This window comes from Vibrio sp. 1F255 (assembly GCF_041439145.1).
In the GTDB taxonomy this organism is placed as follows: Bacteria; Pseudomonadota; Gammaproteobacteria; order Enterobacterales; family Vibrionaceae; genus Vibrio; species Vibrio crassostreae_C.
Window position 1 is genome coordinate 1 of record NZ_JBGONQ010000012.1, and the last position, 20,260, is coordinate 20,260.

Below are 20,260 nucleotides of genomic sequence, written 5' to 3' on the forward strand. Positions count from 1 at the left end.
GCAACCTTGCCAAGGTTGAGGTCATCGGTTCGAACCCGATGTATCGCTCCAAATTTTGTAGTGTTGATTCATTTCGACATTAAGATGGTGTTTTACTTTTCAGTAATCGGCATCGCAATAAAGAATTGCGTGCCCTGGTGGTGGAATTGGTAGACACAAGGGATTTAAAATCCCTCGACGTTCGCGTTGTGCCGGTTCAAGTCCGGCCCGGGGCACCATCTATTTGATTATTACCTCGCTTGGTATTAATCAAAAGAGTTGTTCTCTTAAAACACTATTGAAGGCGCCTTGGCAGAGTGGCTATGCAGCGGATTGCAAATCCGTGGACCTCGGTTCGACTCCGGGAGGCGCCTCCACTATTCAAAGTTGAAAGGCCAGCAGAAATGCTGGCCTTTTTGCTATCTGAAATTCTAAACCCTCATGCTATGTTCAAACTTCCACGTATGCTCTCTAATCAGTAGCACCACTAGGAACAAGCTATATCAGATCACTTTTGTGCCGGTCTTTTCCTTATGTAAACCTATCATTTGCTAAACAACCAACAGCATCTGTTAACCAATTGCGCCGTTTGTGAGTGGAATGAGTGGGGAATGGAAAAGGGCGACTGTCTTTTGCGTCATTAAATTCTTCATATTTATACATAGTTGCTCATGATCCTGTAACGCTTTCATGAGTTATTACACTTATTATGACCGCAAGTGAAAATGATTGTCATTTACTTGTGTTACTGCTAACCTATTGTGAAACTTTACAACATCTTATCTACTGCACGAAAGTGTATATAAAACCCCGCTAAACCTTATTAAACCTACGGTTATTCGTTTGCTTCGTATGATAAATCAGCAGATCTACCTCTTTTGTCCTACCCCTTTAGGGTAGTTCGATTTCGTAATTGATTTACATCATATTTTCATTTTCTTTCATAATTCATTATTCGCTCAGTTAAGAAATATATAACCTTCAGGAATTCTTATGAGCAAGATGAAGCTAGTCGTAATCGGTAACGGGATGGTCGGCCATCGCTATATCGAAGATTTAGTCGAGAAGACAGACGTTGCTAACATGGACATCACAGTCTTCTGTGAAGAGCCTCGCGTAGCCTATGATCGTGTGCACCTTTCTTCTTACTTTTCACACCATACTGCGGACGAACTTTCTTTAGTTAAAGAAGGCTTCTACGAGAAACACGGCATCAACATGCTGATCGGTGAGCGTGCTATTAACGTTAACCGTGAAAAGAAAACAGTTTACTCAAGTACTGGTCGTGAAATTCAATACGACAAGCTAATCCTTGCTACAGGTTCATACCCATTCGTTCCGCCAATCAAAGGTAACGAAGGTAAAGACTGTTTCGTTTACCGCACAATCGAAGACTTGAAAGCTATCGAAGCAACCGCTAAGAATTCTAAATCTGGTGTGGTTGTTGGTGGTGGTTTGCTTGGTCTTGAAGCTGCAGGCGCACTAAAAGCTCTTGGTGTAACCACGCACGTTGTTGAGTTTGCTCCAAAGCTAATGGCTGAGCAGCTTGACCAAGCGGGTGGTAACCAACTTCGTCAAAAAATCGAACGTATGGGCGTTAACGTACATACAAGTAAGAACACGCTTGAGATTGCTCCTGAAGGCACTGAAGCTCGTAACGTAATGCGCTTTGCAGACGGTACAGAGCTAGAAACTGATTTCATCGTATTCTCTGCTGGTATTCGCCCACAAGACAAACTTGCTCGTCAAATGGGGCTGGGTATTGCACCACGTGGCGGTATCGAGATTAATGATCACTGTCAAACGACAGACAAAGACATCTACGCAATCGGTGAGTGTGCGTCTTGGAACCAAACGTTCTACGGCCTAGTGGCTCCTGGTTACAAAATGGCAACGGTAGCGGTTGACCACGTTGTTGGTAACGAAAGCACATTTGAAGGTGCTGACATGTCTGCGAAGCTTAAGCTTTTGGGCGTGAAAGTAGGCTCTATCGGCGATGCGAACGGTCGTACTCCTGGCTGTAAGAGCTACGTTTACCAAAACGAAGAACAAGAAGTTTACAAGCGTCTAATCGTTTCTGAAGACAACAAGAAGCTGCTTGGTGCAGTAATGGTTGGTGACACGTCTGACTACGGTGATCTTCTACAGCTTATGCTGAACGAAATCGACCTACCAGAACACCCAGATGCATTGATTCTTCCTGCTCATGCTGGTGCTGAAAAGCCAACACTTGGCGCGGATTCTCTTCCTGAGTCTGCTGTTATCTGTTCTTGTTTCGATGTGACTAAAGGCAAGATCGCTCAAGCGGTTGCTGAAGGTCACCACACAATCGGTGATATCAAAGCAGTAACAGGCGCAGGTACTGGTTGTGGTGGTTGTATTCCACTAGTGACTTCAGTACTAAACGCTGAACTTGCTAAAGCTGGTGTTGAAGTGAAGAACGACGTGTGTGAGCACTTTGCATACTCTCGCCAAGAGCTTTTCCACCTAATTCGCATCGAAGAAATCAAAACGTTCGATGAGCTATTAGAGAAATACGGTAAAGGCTACGGCTGTGAAGTATGTAAGCCTCTAGCAGGTTCTATCCTTGCTTCTTGCTGGGGTGAACACATCCTTAAGCCTGAATTAGTGAAGCTGCACGATACCAACGACAACTTCCTAGGTAACATGCAAAAAGACGGTACTTACTCTGTAATCCCTCGTATGGCGGGTGGTGAAGTAACACCTCAAGCACTAAGCGTTCTTGCTGATGTTGCTGCTGAATACAACTTGTACACCAAGATCACAGGTGCACAACGTATCGGCCTATTTGGTGCTCAGAAAGATGACTTACCAGCAATCTGGAAGAAGTTAATCGCTGCAGGTTACGAAACGGGTCAAGCTTACGCAAAAGCACTTCGTATGGCGAAAACATGTGTAGGTTCTACTTGGTGTCGTTACGGCGTTCAAGATTCAGTTGGCCTAGGCGTGATGATCGAGAACCGTTACAAAGGCATCCGTACTCCTCATAAGATGAAGTTTGGTGTGTCTGGCTGTACTCGTGAGTGTGCTGAAGCTCAAGGTAAAGATTTAGGTATTATTGCGACTGACGCAGGTTGGAACATGTATGTATGTGGTAACGGTGGTATGAAACCTCGTCACGCAGACTTACTGGCAAGCGACCTAGACCAAGAAACGCTAATCAAGTACATCGACCGTTTCATGATGTTCTACATCCGCACGGCTGCGCCACTACAACGTACTTCGGTATGGATGGACAACCTAGAAGGTGGTGTTGATTACCTACGTGAAGTGATTGTAGACAACAAGCTTGGTATCAATGACCAACTTGAAACTGACATTGCTGGCCTAGTTGATAACTTCGCTTGTGAATGGACAGATACAATCAACGACGAAGCTCAACTTAAGCGCTTTGCACACTTCATCAATGCTGATGACCGCGATGATAACGTTGTGTTTGTTGAAGATGGTCGTGAACAACACCGTCCTGCGACATTCACTGAGAAACACCCTGAAGCCATTACTTCAAAGCATCAGGGCGACATCATTCACGTAGAATCTGTTTAAGGGGAGACGACATCATGGCATTTACCAAAGTTTGTAAGATCGAAGACATTATCCCAGGTACAGGTGTTTGTGCGTTGGTTGGTGGTGAGCAAGTAGCTGTATTCCGCCCAACGAAAGCTGAAGAAGTATTCGCGATTAGCAACACAGACCCTTACTTCCAGTCAAACGTGTTATCACGTGGCTTGATTGTTGAGCACAAAGAAGAGCTTTGGGTAGCAAGCCCACTTAAGAAGCAACGCTTTAACCTAGCAACAGGTGTGTGCATGGAAGACGAGAACTTCAACGTGAAAGCGTACAAAGCTCGTGTTGCCAAAGGCGCTGTAGAAATCTCTGCTTAATCTTCGGATGAGTAAGATTTGATAGTTCAAGGGTTCTAGTTCTCGATATTGCCTTAACTCGGCAACTAGAGCCTTTTCCTATCCAATTTTAACTTTTAATTTAAACTTTTTAAGGACAACCTTATGTCTCCTGATTACAAACCAGCTGAATTCGTTCAAACGATGATTGATGTGGGTGAAGCGAAAACGAAAACAAGTACTCGCGATCTTCTGATTCGAAGCACTATGGCTGGTATCATCCTTTCTCTAGCGGTTGTTGTTGCTATTACAGCAATGGTTCAAACCGGTATTGGCCTTGTTGGCGCACTTGTGTTCCCAGTTGGCTTCGTCATTCTAAGTGTAATGGGTTATGACCTAGTAACTGGCGTATTCGGCCTTGCACCTTTAGCGAAATTCGACAACCGCCCAGGTATTACTTGGGGTCGTATCCTACGTTGTTGGGGTATTGTTGGTCTTGGTAACCTTATCGGTTCTTTGATTGTTGCTTTCCTTGTTGCAGTATCACTAACGGGTAACTTCTCTTTAGAACCAAACGCTGTTGCTCAAAAGTTCATTGCTGTTTCTACAGGTCGTAGCCTAGGTTTTGAAAACATGGGTATGGACGGATGGATCACGTGTTTCGTACGCGGTATCTTCTGTAACCTTATGGTATGTCTAGGTGTGATTGGCAACATGACTGCACGCACAGTATCTGGCCGTGTAGCAATGATGTGGTTCCCAATCTTCATCTTCTTCGCACTCGTATTTGAGCACACAGTAGTAAACATGTTCCTATTCCCACTGGGTATGATTCTTGGCGCTGACTTCGGTATTGCGACATGGTTGAACTTCAACCTTATCCCAACAATCCTAGGTAACATCGTTGGTGGTCTATTAATGACGTGTGTTCCTCTATACCTAACTCATGCTAAAACAGCTCCTTCTCTAGGCGCTAAGTAATTAGATAGTTCTAGGTTAATGAGCAACTAATAATGTGTGTTAAGCCCCAAGCTGTTGATTTGGGGCTTTTTTGATCTTAACACTCTCTACTTTGATAACCGTGCACCTAAGGCGAGCAATGTGTGCTTGATGATGGTGCAAATGTCAGGGTTTTCCAACGTAATAGATTGTTTTGTTATATAAACTTCTATCTTGATTAGAATTAATCGTAAAGTTTTATGGCAACAACTGATAGTCTAAGAAGTAGGGATATTGGTGATTCATACAACGATGAATCGTCATACAGAATTAAGCTTGAAATATAACAAGCTAACTTTCGGAGCAAAGCATGTCAGAAGTATCGCCATCGAATGTTAAAGAAGTAAACAAAGGATTTGTTTCATTGGTAGGTGCAGGTCCGGGCGACCCAGACTTACTTACGCTAAAAGCCGCACGAGTGATTCAACAAGCAGACGTGTTGGTTTATGACCGCTTGGTATCAAAAGATATTTTGGCGATGGCTAATCCAGAAGCAGAAATGCTGTATGTGGGCAAAAAGCTTGATCATCACTGTGTACCGCAAGATCAGATCAACCAACTATTAGTGACCAAAGCGCAAGAGAACAAGCACGTAGTACGCCTAAAAGGTGGTGACTCGTTTATCTTTGGTCGTGGTGGTGAAGAGTGTGAAACGCTAGCTGAGAATGACGTGAGATTTGAAGTGATTCCGGGCATCACAGCTGCTGCCGGAGCAACGGCTTATGCGGGCATTCCGTTAACGCACCGTGATCATGCACAAAGCGTGCAGTTTATTACAGGTCACTTGAAGAAAGATGGCGAAGATATTGACTGGCAATCTCTTGCTCAGCACAACCATACTATCGTGTTTTACATGGGCTTGAAAGAGAGTCCGAACATTCAGAAGAATCTACTCGATAATGGTATGCGAGCTGACATGCCAGTTGCGATCATCGAAAACGGTACACGCCAAGAACAAAAGGTGTTTAGAGGTGGGTTACGTGATTTAGCTGACCTTGCGAGCGCCGCAAAGAGCCCAGCGCTGATTGTTGTAGGCAGCGTGGCTCAGCTCCATGAAAAACTTGCTTGGTTTAACAAACAAGCTTGATCGTTTGACCTTCTAATTGGATCTCTAAGCCACTACTGAGTCCATCAAGAATCAAATACTGCAGCGGCTGCCTTGTCGCTGCATTTCTTGTTGGCGCATCGGCATTTCGTCAATGATATTGGTGATCTGTTTCCAATCTGTTTTGCCACTCCATCGGTGCTTCTCTTTCCCGTCTTTACCAATCAAAACAGCGGTATGTGATCCTTTCGGGATCTCGTAAATACTGGTGACTGCTTCTAAGTTAAACTCTTCTTCTAACCAAGTTGGGACTGTGTAACCACTCTCAGCAATAACCATAATGACGACATCTCGTTCGTCCAATTGACAGTTATTGAGTAACACTTCATTCAGAAACTCTTTAACGATTGAATCTTCCTTTGGAGCGAAATAAATCACACTGCGGTGTGGCAAAGGCTTTGAGTGAGAATAAGCGGGGTAGGCGAGTACTGAATTGATGGTTAAGCTCATGATTATTACCGTGCAGATGGTCAGTAGTTTAAGCAAACTAAACCAGCTACCAGAGTTTGATGGTTGATTTAAAGTTTGCATCGCTTTGGTTGTGTCGATGCTTACGATCGAATTGTGTGTTTGTCGGTGCAGCATTGCCAACCTCCCTTTAAAAACTCTAAGCCTGAGTACGATTTGAACGCTACGTAAAGAAGAAGGTGAAGATCAGAACCACCTAAGAAACGCTCAAAACAAATCCACTTACAATAAGCATAGTTAGGATTACGTAAAGACACTTAGCTTTACGCTAAAGATATTAGATTTACGTTAACGATAGCTGGCAGGTTCATTTTTATTGAGTAAAGCGACTCGCATTTTACAATTGAATAGAATAGGGTATACGGAAAATCTAAAGGTATGAATTTATGGAAAACATAGCAATTTTGGTCGACGTTCAGAACGTTTACTACACGACGCGCGACAAATACCGTTCTAACTTCGACTATAACCAGTTTTGGTATGTTGCCACGGAAGGGCGTAACGTTATTGCAGCTAATGCTTACGCAATCTCAAGCCAAGATCCAAAGCAGCGTCAATTTCATCATATCCTTCGTGGTGTGGGCTTTAATGTGAAGTTAAAGCCGTTTATTCAGCGTCGAGATGGCAGTGCAAAAGGCGATTGGGATGTGGGTATTGCGTTAGACGCGATAGAACTTGCTGAGACGGTTGATACGATTGTTTTGGTATCAGGAGACGGTGATTTCGAAATCCTTGTAGAGCGAATCAAAGAGCGCTTTGGCAAGCCTGTTGAAGTGTATGGTGTTCCCGGGTTAACTGCTCAAAATCTTATCGATTCTGCATCAAAATTTGTACCGATTGAAAAAGATTTTCTTCTATAGAGGAAATCGGGCACTTTATAATTGAAATCAATAATAACGATAATTAGAATGCAAACAGTTCTTATTTATCGGTATGTGTAATGTCTCGCGTTTTAGTTGTTGATGATGATATTCAGTTGTGTGAATTACTGGGTGAAGTGTTAGAAAATGAGGGGTATCACGTTGATACTGTTCATTGCGGTGAATCCGCGCTTGAGTTTATTCAATCTCACCCTGTCGATTTGGTTCTACTCGATGTAATGCTTCCGAACCTAAGCGGCATTCAAGTAGCAAGACGTATTTGTCAGCGTTTTGCTACTCCCATTCTTATGCTAACCGCGCTTAACGACGATGCCTCAATGCTCGATGGCTACCAAGCAGGCGCCGACCAGTACATCGCTAAACCTTTCAATGTTCCTGAACTCTTAACCCGTATTAAGGTGATCTTGCGCCGAGTGGGTTTTGAACGCCAAAGACAATCTTTAGCTTCCTCTAATCACGGCTTGTGTGAACAACTCTCTCGTTTGCCATTAACTGGCACTGAAAAAGACTTGCTTGATTATTTGGTCAAAAATGACGGTATTGTCGTCTCAAAATCTGATCTGCAAATCCATGTACTCAAGAAAGAATTGTGTCCCTTCGATCGTAATTTAGATATGCATATCAGCAATATACGTAGAAAGCTCGTTCAGGCAGGTTTGTCTAAACAACATATAAAAACCGTTCGTGGTAAAGGTTACAGTTACCTAGAGTCGGTCGGAGCATGAGTAAAAAACTGCTGCGTTGCCCTGATTTTATTGCTAAGCGTAAAGACGGACTCACTTTCCAACTGTTCAGTTACCTGACCGTCATTTTGGTGAGTATTTTGATCCTGCAAGGTGTCGCTGAAAGAGCCTTGATGAAAGCGCTGCTTAAAGTCCCAGAATCGGTAAAAGCGGAAATGCTCGACCTTGCTTACCAAGCGAATGTGTTGATCGAAGAAGGGGACATGGATGAACTCGCGGACTGGGGTAATGCTCAGCAGTATTATCTGTTCGTCATTGATAAAGACAATCGTCCGATCACACATCGTCACATGCACCCACATTTTGAATTTAAGCTCAAATACTTAAGAACGTTAGATCACCAACTTAGTGATCGTGTGAGTAAGCCGATCTTCGGCCTACCACTGGATAACGGTAAAACACTGGTTATCCAACTACCGCACCAGTTTCATCCCGCAAAATCTTTTGCGCCATATTCCTATATGCTTAAAGCATTGATTGCATTGGTCGTATTGTCTCTGTTCTCGATTATCATGGCCAAAAGCCTTCAGCAACCGTTGGATAGATTGAGAGAAGCGAGCCGCAGACTGGCTCAAGGTGACTTCACGGTCAGTGTGGTGTCGGAGTTGAACTCCACCACGCGTGAATTCAACGAGCTTGCACACGATTTTGATTATATGACCTTTGAGATTAAATCTCTGGCTGAAAAGCAACGTTGTTTGATTCGTGATGTCTCACACGAGTTAAGAACACCATTAGCAAGGCAAAACCTCGCACTACACCTGCTGCGCAGCAAGGTTGATGATAAAAGCATTGGTTTGCTAGAACGAATGGAAAATGAAACAGAAGAGATGAATAAGCTGGTGGGTGAGATACTTGAATTTAGCCGCTTAGAAACCTCTCGCTATGACTCCAAGTTAAGTTTAATGCACCTTGAGCACTATTGTTCAATGTTGATCGCGCAGATGCAAAACGATTTAAAACCGAATCAAACTTTGATTGGTTCCCTAGAGACGCCGATATCAATGGTGAACGTTGATGAGAGGCTACTGCTTCGAGTCATTGGTAACTTGGTCGGGAATGCCATTAAATACGCGGGTGAGAACGCTCATGTGGTCGTGACGACATACGAACAGGTAATGGATAGACGTTACAGTGTAATATCTGTAGAAGATGACGGTGACGGTATTCCTGATAACAAGATTGCAGGTATATTCGACCCGTTTACTCGTATTGAATCAGCAAGAGACAAACGGTCTGGTGGCTACGGTCTGGGCCTTGCGATTGTTAAAGAAGCGATGGGTGTGATGAATGGACATGTAACTGCTGAGAATAGAGAAGGTGGGGGGCTGAGAGTGAACTTGATGTTCCCAATCGGTGATTAGCTTTCCCTATTGATAATTACCTTAAATTGATAACTGTCCCAACTCAGTAGTACTGACTTAAGCGATACCCAATAAAAACGCCACTGCATCTGCAGTGGCGTTTTTCTTTATGCGCTTTGGTATGGGCTAGGCGTAGCCATTAATTACGCCTGAGCTTGAAGACAAGAGCATAAGATAAGCGAGACTATGCCTGTTGGCGAGCTAGCTTAACTTCTTCTTCTTTCTCACCTGCTGCTGGGTCGTTGAAGCGAGACTCGTCTAGAGCGCCTTCAGACTTAGCAACGATGATAGATACGGCACTATCACCTGTGATGTTTACAGCGGTACGAATCATATCAAGAAGGCGGTCAACACCCATGATTAGAGCAATACCTTCAAGCGGCAGGCCAACTTGGTTCAATACCATCGCTAGCATAACAAGACCAACACCAGGGACACCTGCAGTACCAACAGACGCCAGTGTCGCCGTTAGGATAACCATTAGGTAATCACCCATTGAAAGGTCGATGTTGTACGCTTGCGCGATAAACGCCGTCGCAACACCTTGCATGATTGCAGTGCCGTCCATGTTCACAGTTGCACCTAGTGGTACTGTGAAAGAAGCGACTTTGTTGTCTACGCCCATACGGTTCTTAGCCGTTTCCATAGTTACTGGAATTGTTGCGTTCGAAGATGCTGTTGAGAATGCAAACATGATTGCATCTTCCATCTTACGTAGGAACGTAATCGGACTAAGACCTGTGAATCCTTTAAGCATCGCACTGTAAGTCACCAAGCCATGCAACAGCAGGGTACCAGCAAGCACTAAGAAGTATTCTGCTAGGTTCCAAATTGCACCTAAGCCAAGGCCAGAGAACAGTTTCGCCATCAAGAAGAATACGCCGTAAGGAGCAAGGTTCATTAGTAGCGCAACTAGCTTCATGATCACTTCGTTTAGATCAGAGAAAACTGCAGCGATACGTTCACCGGGTTTGCCCGCTGCACTGATTGCGATACCAAACAACACTGCAAATACGATAACTTGTAACGTTTTGCCCTCAGCCATCGCCTGAATAGGGTTGGTTGGGAACATGTCGATGATTACTTGGCCCAGAGAAGGGGCATCCGCTGATTTGAAAGAGCTCGCAGCAGTAAGATCCGCACCAGCTCCAGGTTGGAACAGGTTACCGATAGTTAATGCTAGAGTGATGGCAACGGCAGTAGTACCGATATAAAGTGCAAGCGTTTTGCCACCCATACGGCCAAGAGTTGATAAGTCTTTAAGAGAACTTGTACCGCACACTAGTGAAACGAAGACTAGAGGCACAACAAGCATTTTTAAACTGGCGACAAAGATTTGTCCGCCCACTTCAAAGAGTCCGTTAACGATGTAGTTGTTAACAAATCCGTTGTCTGCAAAAAGGGATTGAATGGCGAATCCCGTTAATATACCTACGACCATACCGAGGATTACTCGACCAGTCAGAGACATAGGTTTCTTGGTATTCATTTAGAACACTCCTTATTATTTATAACTTTGATACCTTTTCAAAGTGAGCAGGAGATTAGCAGTCGGATAATCAATTCGAAAAACAAAAAATGAGTTTGGAATTATAGATGTGATCAAAATCACTGATAATTGTGTAAATTAAACAATTAAAAACAAAATAATTCACTATTAATTTACATCTATCGAGGGTTTTATACATAAATTTGTCGTTTCAAAGGTAGTAAATAAGAAGAGATGATTTTCTTATCAATCTTCACGTCTTCAATTGACCGAACAAATACCGTTGTTTCAAAAAATTCGGTGAAGATAACCAGTCGATTTACGTCCATGAGCCTTAACTATTTGTATTGAATGGTTTTGTTGAACTCCTCAAATATGACTCACCGACAGGCCTTTACAAAACTTTACGAATGCAAAGAATGTAAATTTAATGCAAATGGTAATAGTTATCACTTATATTCACTCCCGAAATAATTCAGTGGTACCGGCAACGGTTCAGCGAACACATCGAATAAATAACAAAGTGTTCGTCTAAAAGAATAAAAGCGGAGTAAAGGACATGTTTTCAAAGAGCCCATTGGCTTTAGTGATCGGCGCAGTATTAGCTTCACCAGCAGTATTGGCAGAAACAGTAAAAACAGACGAGCATATGGTTGTTGAAGGTCGTGACTTCGGTTATAAAGCCGACACGAACACAACAGCAATGCGCATGGAGGCGACTCAATTAGAGACTCCGGGACAAGTTTTAGTAATCGATGAGCAAATCATCGATGAACAGCGTGCAACAACGCTTGGTGACGTGCTTAAGAATGACGCGAGTGTAAGTGCTGGCGGTACAAGCCGTAACCGTGAACGTTTCTCTCTACGTGGTTTCTCGGTAGAAAGCTCTTCGGGCTTCCTTAAAAATGGCCAGCAACATTGGTCTCACTACCGTCAACCAATCGAACTGCTAGAGCGTGTTGAAGTACTAAAAGGACCTTCTGGTCTTCTTTACGGTATTTCTGCACCAGGTGGTTTGATCAACATGGTAAGCAAAAAGCCAACTTACGATACGCAAGTAAGTGTTAGCCAAGATATCGGTTCTAATGACCATTCTCGTACAACGGTAGACGTAAGTGGCGCTTTGAACGACGCTGAAACTCTACGTGGTCGCGCGATTCTATCTAAAGAAAGCTACGGCTCTTGGAGAACTTATGGTGACGGAACTGAACCACAAACAGAACGTTTTGTTGGTGGTGTATTCGTTGATTACGATGTAACTGAAGACGTGACAGTTTCTGTTCATTACGACAAAACTAACGACGAAGGTAGCGTAGATTCTGGCGCTTTATACACGCTAGACGGCAACCGAGTAGGTAGCGACAAGCACATCTGGGATGCACAGTGGTCACAGATCGAGAATGATGTTGAGAACGTTGGTTTTGATATTGCTGCTAACCTGACTGATACATGGTCATTAAAAACAGGTTTCAACTACCAAGATTTCGAACGTATTGATATGGAAAGCTACCCAAGCTTTTCAAACATGAATCCTGATGGTACGGGCACCGTGACTCAAGGCGGTAACTACCGTCATGATAAATGGCGTTTCAGAACGGCTTACGTTGATCTAACAACAACCGCTGATCTTGCGGGCACAGAGCACCAACTATTATTCGGTGCTAACTGGTTAGGCTACAGCTATTACCGTGGTATGGATCGCTTCAGCAGCGCTGAATACGCACCAGATGCAACAGTACCAGCGCCGTCAGTGGGTCCAACATCGCTAGGTAAGATGAGTACTTACGATACTTGGGGCTTCTACATCCAAGATTTGATTACTATTAATGATGAATGGCAAGTTCTTGCGGGTGCTCGTTTCGACCGTAAAGTAAGTGATGGCGTAGCAGAAGAAAATGTAGCGCCTAAGCTTGGCCTGATTTACCACCCAGCATCAAACGGTAGTATCTACGCTTCTTACTCTGAAAGTTTCGAACCACAAGGTGTTGTGTCTAGCGGAAGCCGCAACTACACCAACGATGGCGAACTTCTTGACGCAGCAACGGGCGTGTCTTACGAAGTCGGTACTAAGTGGGAACTGATGGACGAACGTCTATTCGTTTCTGGTGCGGTATTCGATATTACCCAAGAAAACATTTCAATGGATGTAGAAGACACTTCATCAGGCGATTGGACGAAGACACAAGGTGGCGAACAAGTTCACCGTGGTGCTGAGCTAGCCGCACAAGGCTTTATTTCAGAGCGCTTCTCAATGTCTGGTTCTGCAATGTACTTAGATGCTGAAATCACGAACCATGAAACATATGAAGGTAACCGTCCAGTAGACGTACCTGAGTTTGCAGCAAGCGTTTGGTCTACCTATGCAGCAACAAACGAAGTTGATGTGAACCTGGGTCTTATCTACGAAGGTTCTCGTTACGGCGATAGCGCGAACACATTCAAGAAAGACGGCTACGCACGTGTAGATATGGGTGCTGCATACACGCTTAAGTACGACGATTCTCTTGATTTCGTAGCGCGTCTAACAGTCGAGAACGTATTTGATAAAGAATACCTAGCGGGTGGCGGTTCAACATCTTCAAACCACCAATTTGCTGAAGACGTAGTAATCGGCGAAGGCCGTAACTACATGGCGACTTTACAGGTAAAATACTAATTTGTTAGTAGGGTACTATTGTTAGCCTAAATACTAAGGGGAAAGTTTCGGCTTTCTCCTTTCGTGATTCTGCTATTCAGTAAAATATCCCTAGTAATGCGAGTGACTTTTAATGATAATGAGAGTGCTTATCAATAATAGTATTTATCAATAAAATGTATTTGACCTTCTTCTATAGTAAATGACTACAATTATGAATCTTTTAAAAACTAGCCTAGCGCTTGCCATCAGTTTGGTTGCAACGTCTTCTATGGCAAACAGCTTGGATCAAGCTCAATCAATTCAAAACAAGACCAATAACGCGTCGGCTTCGAGCCAAAAGGTTATTGATAAAAGCTCACAAGCGACTTTAATGCTGCAAGCTGAGATTGAGCGTCTGCAAGAAGAAGTTAAAAACCTAGAAATCTATCACGATCACCTTGCTGCATTAGTTGAGAGCCAAAACCAAGAAGCTCAAAGCATTGAAGAGCAGATCGAAGAAATCAAATACACACGCCAAGGTGTTGTGCCATTGATGTATCAAATGATCGATGGTCTTGAACAGTTGGTAGAGAAAGACGTGCCGATTAAGAAAGAACAGCGTCTAGAAAGAGTAGAAAAGCTACAAGCAATGATGACTCGTGCTGACGTAAGTGACGCTGAGAAATACCGCCGTATCCTAGAGGCATACCAAATCGAGATGGACTACGGCATCAAGCTCGGTGCTTACCAAGGCCGCGTTGCATTGAGCAACGACAGAACGATTGAAGCTGACGTGTTGCACCTAGGTCGTATCTCTTTGGTGGCTCGTAACCTAAATGGCAGCCAATATTGGTCTTGGAATCAAACACAAAATCAGTGGCAAGAGCTAGATTCTTCAATGAAATCTGAGCTAGATAAAGCTTACGACATTGCAAGCCAACAAGCGGCGCCAAGCCTAATTACTTTACCTGTTTCTTTAATTGTTGCGGAGGTTAAGTAATGAACTTAAAATCATTAGCAGTATTGCTTTGCATTACATCACTTTCATTTTCTGCTTTCTCAGCTTCAGACTCAACGGCTCAGCTCGTTAACAAAGCAAAATCAGAAAACCGTACTCAAGCTTCTCACAACGTAGTGCGTGAAGCTGATTTCAAAAAGACAGAACAAGAACTGAAAGCGATCAAAGCTCAGCTTGAAGCGAAGCGTACGTCTATCCAAGGTGCGACAGATGTTCTGACTCAAACGTTCAGTGATAACGAAAACAAGCTTGCTCGCTTAGAAGAGAAGCTGCGTTTAGAAACCGGTAGCTTAGGCGAGCTGTTCGGTGTCGTTCGTCAAAACGCAAAAGAACTCGGCGCAGAGCTTAGCTCAACCGTGAATAGTGTTGATCGTGCTGAACACACTGCAACTGTTGATCAAATCATTGATGCTAAATCACTGCCTTCAATGCCACAGCTGACCGGTTTGTGGATGAGCATGGTTGAACAGATCCAAGCGAGTTCTGAGCTTAGCAAATCTCAAATTGCATTCATTAATGGTGAAGGCAATACAAACAAGGTTGACGCTTACCGACTAGGTTCGATTGGTCTTGTGACAGAGCAAGGCTATGTTAGCTGGAACACTCAGCGTGAAGATGCGATCGCTTACCTTAAGCAACCACAAAATGGTCCAACGTTAGCGTCACTTTCTTCGTTAGCGAATGGTGAAGTATCTAACGTGGTTGTCGATCCTTCTCGCGGGTTTATGCTAGAGCAATTAGCACTTACGCCAAGTTTAACTGACCGTCTACAAGCGGGTGGTGTGGTTGGTAAAGTGATTCTTGGCCTACTAGCTATTGGTCTAATCATCGCATTAGTTCGTGGTGTCTCTCTTGCTATCGCACGCCAGAAAATTCGCGCGCAACTTAAGAACCCTGAGCAAGCGGGTGATAACCCACTAGGTCGTGTTCTTGCGATGTACAACAAGGAACAAAACCAAACGGTTGAAGCGTTAGAGTTGCGACTTTTAGAAGCGGTAGTTGATGAGCAGACTCACCTAGAGAAAGGTCTATCGATGCTTAAGCTATTGGCGGCACTAGCACCAATGTTGGGCCTTTTAGGTACAGTAACCGGCATGATCGAAACATTCCAAGTGATCACTCAGTTTGGTAATGGCGACCCTAAAGTTATGGCGGGTGGTATCTCGATGGCGCTTGTAACTACGGTACTTGGTCTGGTTGCGGCAATGCCTCTTCTACTGGCACACAACATTCTTAGCACTCAAGCAGAAAACATTCGCAATATTCTTGAGAAGCAAGGTATTGGTCTTGTTGCTGAGCAGGCTGAAAAGACCGTTGAATCAAACGCTGTTGTTTCACCAGTTGGGACTGCTGCGTAATGGATATTTTGTCGGGTTCTCTATTACCAGCGAGTTGGTTAACGAGTGACTGGCTGCTGTCTTTATCAAGCTTTATGGAGCAGGGCGGTTTCGTCCTGTGGTGGCTAGCGGCTGTCGTCCTAGTGTATTGGGTGCTTGTGGTAGAACGTGTGCTTTATCTTGCGTTCTACTTTCCTAAGCAACGCCAAGCTTGGATAGCGAAATGGCATGAAAGAGAAGATCACTCTTCTTGGCATGCCAAAGCCATTCGTGAAGGTTGGTTAGGGCAAGCGAGTATCTTGCTTAACCAAAACTTGAATTTTATTAAGCTGTTAGTCGCTATTTGCCCGATGTTGGGCTTGCTAGGCACTGTAACCGGTATGATCTCTGTTTTTGATGTTATGGCGACACAAGGCAGCAGTGACCCTAAATTGATGGCTTCAGGTATCTCGTTAGCAACACTGCCAACCATGGCAGGCATGGTTGCAGCGTTAGCGGGCATGTTCGTTCACGCTCGCTTAGCGAAAGTATGTAACCGCTTAGAATTGAAATTAGAAAAATCTTTAAGGAGTCAACGATGAGACTCGGTCGACGTCATTCTAAAAACGAAGAGGCTCAAATAGACCTTACTTCGATGCTTGATATTGTCTTTATCATGCTTATTTTCTTTATTGTGACCAGTTCATTTGTTCGTGAGTCAGGGGTCGAAGTCAATCGCCCACAAGCTTCTAACGTAGTAAGCCAAAAGGATGCAGGCATCTTTGTTGCGATTACTTCTGCAAACGACATTTTCATCGACAAGCGTGTCGTAGATGTTGAACGTGTCCAAGCGACGTTAGAGCACTTGTTGCTAGAACAACCTGATGCTTCTTTGGTTATTCAAGCGGATGAACACGCTTACAACGGTACTGTTGTTAAAGTGATGGATGCCGCGAAAGGTGCAGGTGTTAAAAACATTGCGCTTGCTGCTGATAAGCGATGATCTTGGAGGATCTTCATAAATGATTCGCCTATTTCTTGCTTTACCGCTAGCGGGCGCGTTGGGCTTAGCGCTGTTTTCTTTCATGGCTTGGATGGTCGATAATGGCCACCAACGTTCACCAGACGATAGCGAGACGTTAAGTTTCAACATGGTAATGGTGGAACAAGAACAAGAAGTTCAAAGAAGACAACGCGCAGTCCCTGAAAAACCAGAAATGCCAGAGCCGCCACCGGAAGCGCAAACGTCTCAGTCACAAGCTGAAGTTACGCCTCTGAATTCGATGTCTTCTTTGCCTTCATTGGATTTGAACACATCCATTGATGGCTTAGCGATTAACGCACCGACATTCTCTGATTTTGGGTCAAACCAACAAGCAATGCCTTTGTATCGAGTAGAGCCTCGTTATCCAGCGAAAGCGCTTAAGCGTGGAGCTGAAGGCCATGTGATTATGTCTTTTACTATCGATGAAACGGGACGTCCAATTGACATTCAAGTCACTGACGCAAACCCACGTCGTATGTTTGAACGTGAAGCGATGAGAGCACTTAAAAAATGGAAATATCAACCGAAAGTCGTCGATGGAAAAGCGATAGCTCAGGTTGGTCAAACCGTGAAACTAGAGTTTAAGTTGGCAAAATGATGAAACATATATGGATATTAGTGGGCTTGTTGTTAATGCCCCTTACAACACAGGCACAAGAGCTAACCCAATATACTGCTATTCGTGTTCAAAAGGCGCATAAGCTTGCTCAAGATGAACAGGTTAAACAGGCCATTGACGTACTAGCAGGTTTAGAGCTTTCTAAGGGCTACGACAAAGCGTACGTAGCTCGTATGCTAGGTGTTTTTTACTGGCAAGATGGCAAAACCGATAAGGCGATTAAGCAGCTTACATACGCCGTCGATACCAATTTGCTGGTGGATGAACAAGCTTGGATAACGAAGCGTATGCTTGCGGATCTGTTATTAAACGATCAACAGTTCAAAAACGCGCTTCCACATTACTACGAGTTAGTAAAAACAGCGCCAGAGGCAGAAAAGAAAGACGTGCTTTGGATGCGAATTGCACAAGCGGAATACCAAATCGAAAACTGGTCAAAAGTACTGGTTGCTATTGGTAATCGCGACAAGTTCAATGCGAAATCAGAACTGTCGCCTCTTTCGCTAAAATTGGGTGCACAACTACAGTTAAAGCAATGGAAGCAATCTATTCCAACACTGGAAAGCCTGATTGAACTTCAGCCAGAAAAAGACAACTGGTGGCGTCAACTTGTGGGTATTCAGTTAAGACTAGAGCGTAACCGCGATGCATTGAACACACTAGCGTTGGCTGATCTTCAAGGGGTAGAGCTGAAAAACTCAGACCGCCGATTACTGGCTCAGCTTTATGCTAAACGTGGTATTCCAGAGCGTGCAGCACAAGAAATTAGTAAGTTAGATGATGCGAACAGCGATGTTCAACTCCTGGCTGAGCAAGCAACCTACTGGCAGTTAGCGAAAGAGTGGGACAGTGCTATTGAAGTATGGACGTTAGCGTCTAAAAAGGACACGCAATATCATTGGAATGTGGCTCAATTACTGGTTCAGCAAGGTTACTACGATCGTGCTCTGGTTGTTTTGGATAAAGTGAAAGACAAGAACAAGCAAGCTGATGTTGCTTTAGCGAAAGTACGTTCATGGTACAAGCTAAAGAATCTTGATAATGCTCTTGCTCAAGCGAAACGTGCGAACAACATTGAGCCCTCTTCTGAGGCAAAAGGTTGGATTAAATATCTGACTCAGCTAAGAACAGTGAGTGATAACGGCAACGTCTAACTGCGAATAGCACAACAGAAGACAAGAGAAAGTAATATAGAGAAAAGGGTGTCATTTGATGGTTCAAATGACACCCTTTTTAATTTTGGCGGTTAAAGCTTTTTGAACTTTATCGTTCCAATGCGGCAGTTAAGGCTCGCACATCGTGCCGCTGGACGTAGCACTTTGAATCACGCCGCTGGTATCAGCAACCCAATTAATGGTGCAGTCACGATAAGGGTTTTTGAATGCGTGTACTGTATAACCATTGTCTAACGGTTTCTTGGTTTCAATCCAAGCATAGTTTCGAGACGCCCAAAAACTGATAGGGCGTGACCGTTCGGTGAGATAACGTTCTTGTACATCGGTTATGTCTGAACCGATGTATTGTTGAATATGTTCTTCCGTGCTGGTTATTTGGCTGGTACACGCTGTTACGAGCGCTGTAAAAGCCAAAACAATAATACGCATTTCAAAATCCCTTTAAGCCTTATTAGCTATCGTTAAATCGGTTACTAGTCTGTATTTAACAAACCGCATCAACCGAAGAGTCCGCCGTTTGTGTATGATCTTCAAAATGTTCCAAAGATCAAATAGCTCCGAAGGTTAATAGTTACGAAGCTTAAATAGTCCCAACTTTCATTCCTTAAAGCCACAACTGCTACCTTAAACCAACCTCAATCAAGCATGTTTATATTGAGATTTTTTGAGGTTTGACCTTACTATCGATGACCTCAAATACAAGCTATCCATTCCCTTTAGTACACGTTAGCAAGAATATGCATACAGTTCGATTACTTCCCATGTAATGTTATGTAAATTTCCTTACGCCACTCGGCAAACGTAAACAATGTAAATTGAATGCCAATACGAATGATTATCAACTAAATTGTCGCCATAAAATTTATAGGTATTGGTTTGTATGTCGTTAAAAAGTAGGGCGGTTCAGTCATGGGCTCGTCGACTTCATGTTTATATTTCTATGGCGCTTCTGTTCGTGGTTCTTTTTTTCTCAGTAACCGGTATCACCCTGAACCGACCTGAGTTATTTGAATCAAGCCAACCCAATATCCAACGCTCTACGCTAACGCTTCCTACAAGTTTATTTACGGTTCAAGACGGACGTTTAAAAGCTGACGAGACAGCCTTTGAAACGTTTCTGTTCGAAGAAGCCAACCTCTCCGGCGTTCCTTCTGGTTTGGACATCTATGCAGAGATTGAAGATGGTGAGTTGCTCATCGGTGAGGTATCTATGGACTTCAAAGGACCCGGCTACAACGCTTCCGTTTTTGTTGACGTTACGTCTGAGTTTGTAGAAGTCGAAACCACGAATTACGGCGTTATCGCATTGTTGAACGATCTGCATAAAGGTCGTAACAGCGGTGAAGCATGGAAATGGTTTATCGATATCACTGCGCTATTGATGATCTTCTTTGTGCTTACTGGCGTGTGCTTACTGTTACCTAAGAAAAAGACGCTTAATACTTCCATCAAATGGACGGTGTTTGGGTCTGCAATCTCATTGGTTATCTATTTTGTCGCCGTGCCTTAACGCTTGATTCGATTGATGAATCGGATTGAAGAGCGAACTTAAGGTTAAACGGATTTAAAAGGTTGTTAA

18 protein-coding genes and 2 tRNA genes are annotated in these 20,260 nt (G+C 43.7%); 17 read left to right on the plus strand and 3 right to left on the minus strand.

What is annotated here, in order from left to right; all coding sequences use genetic code 11:
* The first annotated feature begins 131 nt into the window (after positions 1–131).
* The 6 genes from ACED41_RS08905 to cobA all read left to right on the plus strand — a co-directional run bounded on the left by ACED41_RS08905 (position 132) and on the right by cobA (position 5,928).
* Positions 132–218: transfer RNA gene (locus ACED41_RS08905), tRNA-Leu, on the plus strand.
* 64 nt (positions 219–282) lie between these two features.
* Positions 283–356, plus strand: a tRNA-Cys gene (locus ACED41_RS08910).
* Between the two features lie 616 nt (positions 357–972).
* Entirely contained in the window at positions 973–3,546 is a 2,574-nt protein-coding gene (nirB, locus tag ACED41_RS08915) for a nitrite reductase large subunit NirB (RefSeq protein ID WP_017062560.1), read from the plus strand.
* Positions 3,547–3,560: 14 nt separating this feature from the next.
* Entirely contained in the window at positions 3,561–3,884 is a 324-nt protein-coding gene (nirD, locus tag ACED41_RS08920; RefSeq protein ID WP_017069123.1) for a nitrite reductase small subunit NirD, read from the plus strand.
* Between the two features lie 123 nt (positions 3,885–4,007).
* Positions 4,008–4,823 (plus strand): formate/nitrite transporter family protein, encoded by an 816-nt coding sequence (locus tag ACED41_RS08925; protein WP_017062558.1) that lies wholly within the window; start codon positions 4,008–4,010, stop codon positions 4,821–4,823.
* Positions 4,824–5,151: 328 nt separating this feature from the next.
* Positions 5,152–5,928 carry a uroporphyrinogen-III C-methyltransferase gene (cobA, locus tag ACED41_RS08930; RefSeq protein WP_371724834.1) on the plus strand — a complete coding sequence of 259 codons (777 nt, stop codon included), beginning with the start codon at positions 5,152–5,154 and terminating at the stop codon, positions 5,926–5,928.
* Between the two features lie 51 nt (positions 5,929–5,979).
* Here cobA and ACED41_RS08935 read toward each other — a convergent pair whose 3' ends face one another.
* Positions 5,980–6,477 carry a DUF4174 domain-containing protein gene (locus tag ACED41_RS08935; protein ID WP_371724863.1) on the minus strand — a complete coding sequence of 166 codons (498 nt, stop codon included), beginning with the start codon at positions 6,475–6,477 and terminating at the stop codon, positions 5,980–5,982.
* Between the two features lie 323 nt (positions 6,478–6,800).
* Between ACED41_RS08935 and ACED41_RS08940 the strand changes: the two genes are divergently transcribed.
* The 3 genes from ACED41_RS08940 (at position 6,801) to ACED41_RS08950 (ending at position 9,402) form a co-directional block, all read left to right on the plus strand.
* Entirely contained in the window at positions 6,801–7,274 is a 474-nt protein-coding gene (locus ACED41_RS08940; RefSeq protein ID WP_010429860.1) for an NYN domain-containing protein, read from the plus strand.
* 80 nt (positions 7,275–7,354) lie between these two features.
* A complete protein-coding gene (locus ACED41_RS08945) occupies positions 7,355–8,020 on the plus strand; it encodes a response regulator transcription factor (RefSeq protein ID WP_017062555.1) in 666 nt (221 codons plus the stop codon).
* Positions 8,017–9,402 (plus strand): sensor histidine kinase, encoded by a 1,386-nt coding sequence (locus ACED41_RS08950; RefSeq protein ID WP_017064547.1) that lies wholly within the window; start codon positions 8,017–8,019, stop codon positions 9,400–9,402. The genes ACED41_RS08945 and ACED41_RS08950 overlap by 4 nt, the downstream gene beginning before the upstream one ends.
* Positions 9,403–9,586: 184 nt before the next feature.
* Here the strand turns inward: ACED41_RS08950 and ACED41_RS08955 are convergent, their stop codons facing one another.
* On the minus strand, positions 9,587–10,891 hold the full coding sequence (locus ACED41_RS08955) for a dicarboxylate/amino acid:cation symporter (RefSeq protein WP_017062553.1): 1,305 nt from the start codon (positions 10,889–10,891) through the stop codon (positions 9,587–9,589).
* Positions 10,892–11,450: 559 nt separating this feature from the next.
* Here ACED41_RS08955 and ACED41_RS08960 point away from each other — a divergent pair.
* The 7 genes from ACED41_RS08960 to ACED41_RS08990 all read left to right on the plus strand — a co-directional run bounded on the left by ACED41_RS08960 (position 11,451) and on the right by ACED41_RS08990 (position 18,660).
* Positions 11,451–13,547, plus strand: coding sequence for a TonB-dependent siderophore receptor (locus ACED41_RS08960; protein WP_371724835.1), 2,097 nt, complete (start codon positions 11,451–11,453; stop codon positions 13,545–13,547).
* A 193-nt stretch (positions 13,548–13,740) separates the two neighbouring features.
* Positions 13,741–14,508: a DUF3450 domain-containing protein gene (locus tag ACED41_RS08965; RefSeq protein ID WP_371724836.1), complete on the plus strand. Its 768-nt coding sequence runs from the start codon at positions 13,741–13,743 to the stop codon at positions 14,506–14,508.
* On the plus strand, positions 14,508–15,884 hold the full coding sequence (locus ACED41_RS08970) for a MotA/TolQ/ExbB proton channel family protein (RefSeq protein WP_371724837.1): 1,377 nt from the start codon (positions 14,508–14,510) through the stop codon (positions 15,882–15,884). Before ACED41_RS08965 ends, ACED41_RS08970 begins: the two co-directional genes overlap by 1 nt.
* Positions 15,884–16,444, plus strand: coding sequence for a MotA/TolQ/ExbB proton channel family protein (locus tag ACED41_RS08975; RefSeq protein WP_010429842.1), 561 nt, complete (start codon positions 15,884–15,886; stop codon positions 16,442–16,444). Before ACED41_RS08970 ends, ACED41_RS08975 begins: the two co-directional genes overlap by 1 nt.
* Positions 16,441–16,845, plus strand: a complete 405-nt coding sequence (locus ACED41_RS08980; RefSeq protein ID WP_004739212.1) for a biopolymer transporter ExbD — start codon at positions 16,441–16,443, stop codon at positions 16,843–16,845. Before ACED41_RS08975 ends, ACED41_RS08980 begins: the two co-directional genes overlap by 4 nt.
* 19 nt (positions 16,846–16,864) lie before the next feature.
* Entirely contained in the window at positions 16,865–17,485 is a 621-nt protein-coding gene (locus ACED41_RS08985) for an energy transducer TonB (RefSeq protein WP_008219721.1), read from the plus strand.
* A complete protein-coding gene (locus ACED41_RS08990) occupies positions 17,482–18,660 on the plus strand; it encodes a tetratricopeptide repeat protein (RefSeq protein WP_371724838.1) in 1,179 nt (392 codons plus the stop codon). Before ACED41_RS08985 ends, ACED41_RS08990 begins: the two co-directional genes overlap by 4 nt.
* 129 nt (positions 18,661–18,789) lie before the next feature.
* On the opposite strand, the gene ACED41_RS08995 is transcribed toward ACED41_RS08990, so the two are convergent.
* Complete coding sequence (locus tag ACED41_RS08995) at positions 18,790–19,110, minus strand: hypothetical protein (RefSeq protein WP_371724839.1); 321 nt, start codon at positions 19,108–19,110, stop codon at positions 18,790–18,792.
* 451 nt (positions 19,111–19,561) lie between these two features.
* On the opposite strand from ACED41_RS08995, the gene ACED41_RS09000 reads away from it, so the two are divergent.
* The gene (locus ACED41_RS09000) at positions 19,562–20,191 is read left to right on the plus strand and encodes a PepSY-associated TM helix domain-containing protein (RefSeq protein ID WP_371724840.1); all 630 of its coding nucleotides are present in this window, start codon (positions 19,562–19,564) and stop codon (positions 20,189–20,191) included.
* Positions 20,192–20,260: the final 69 nt, after the last annotated feature.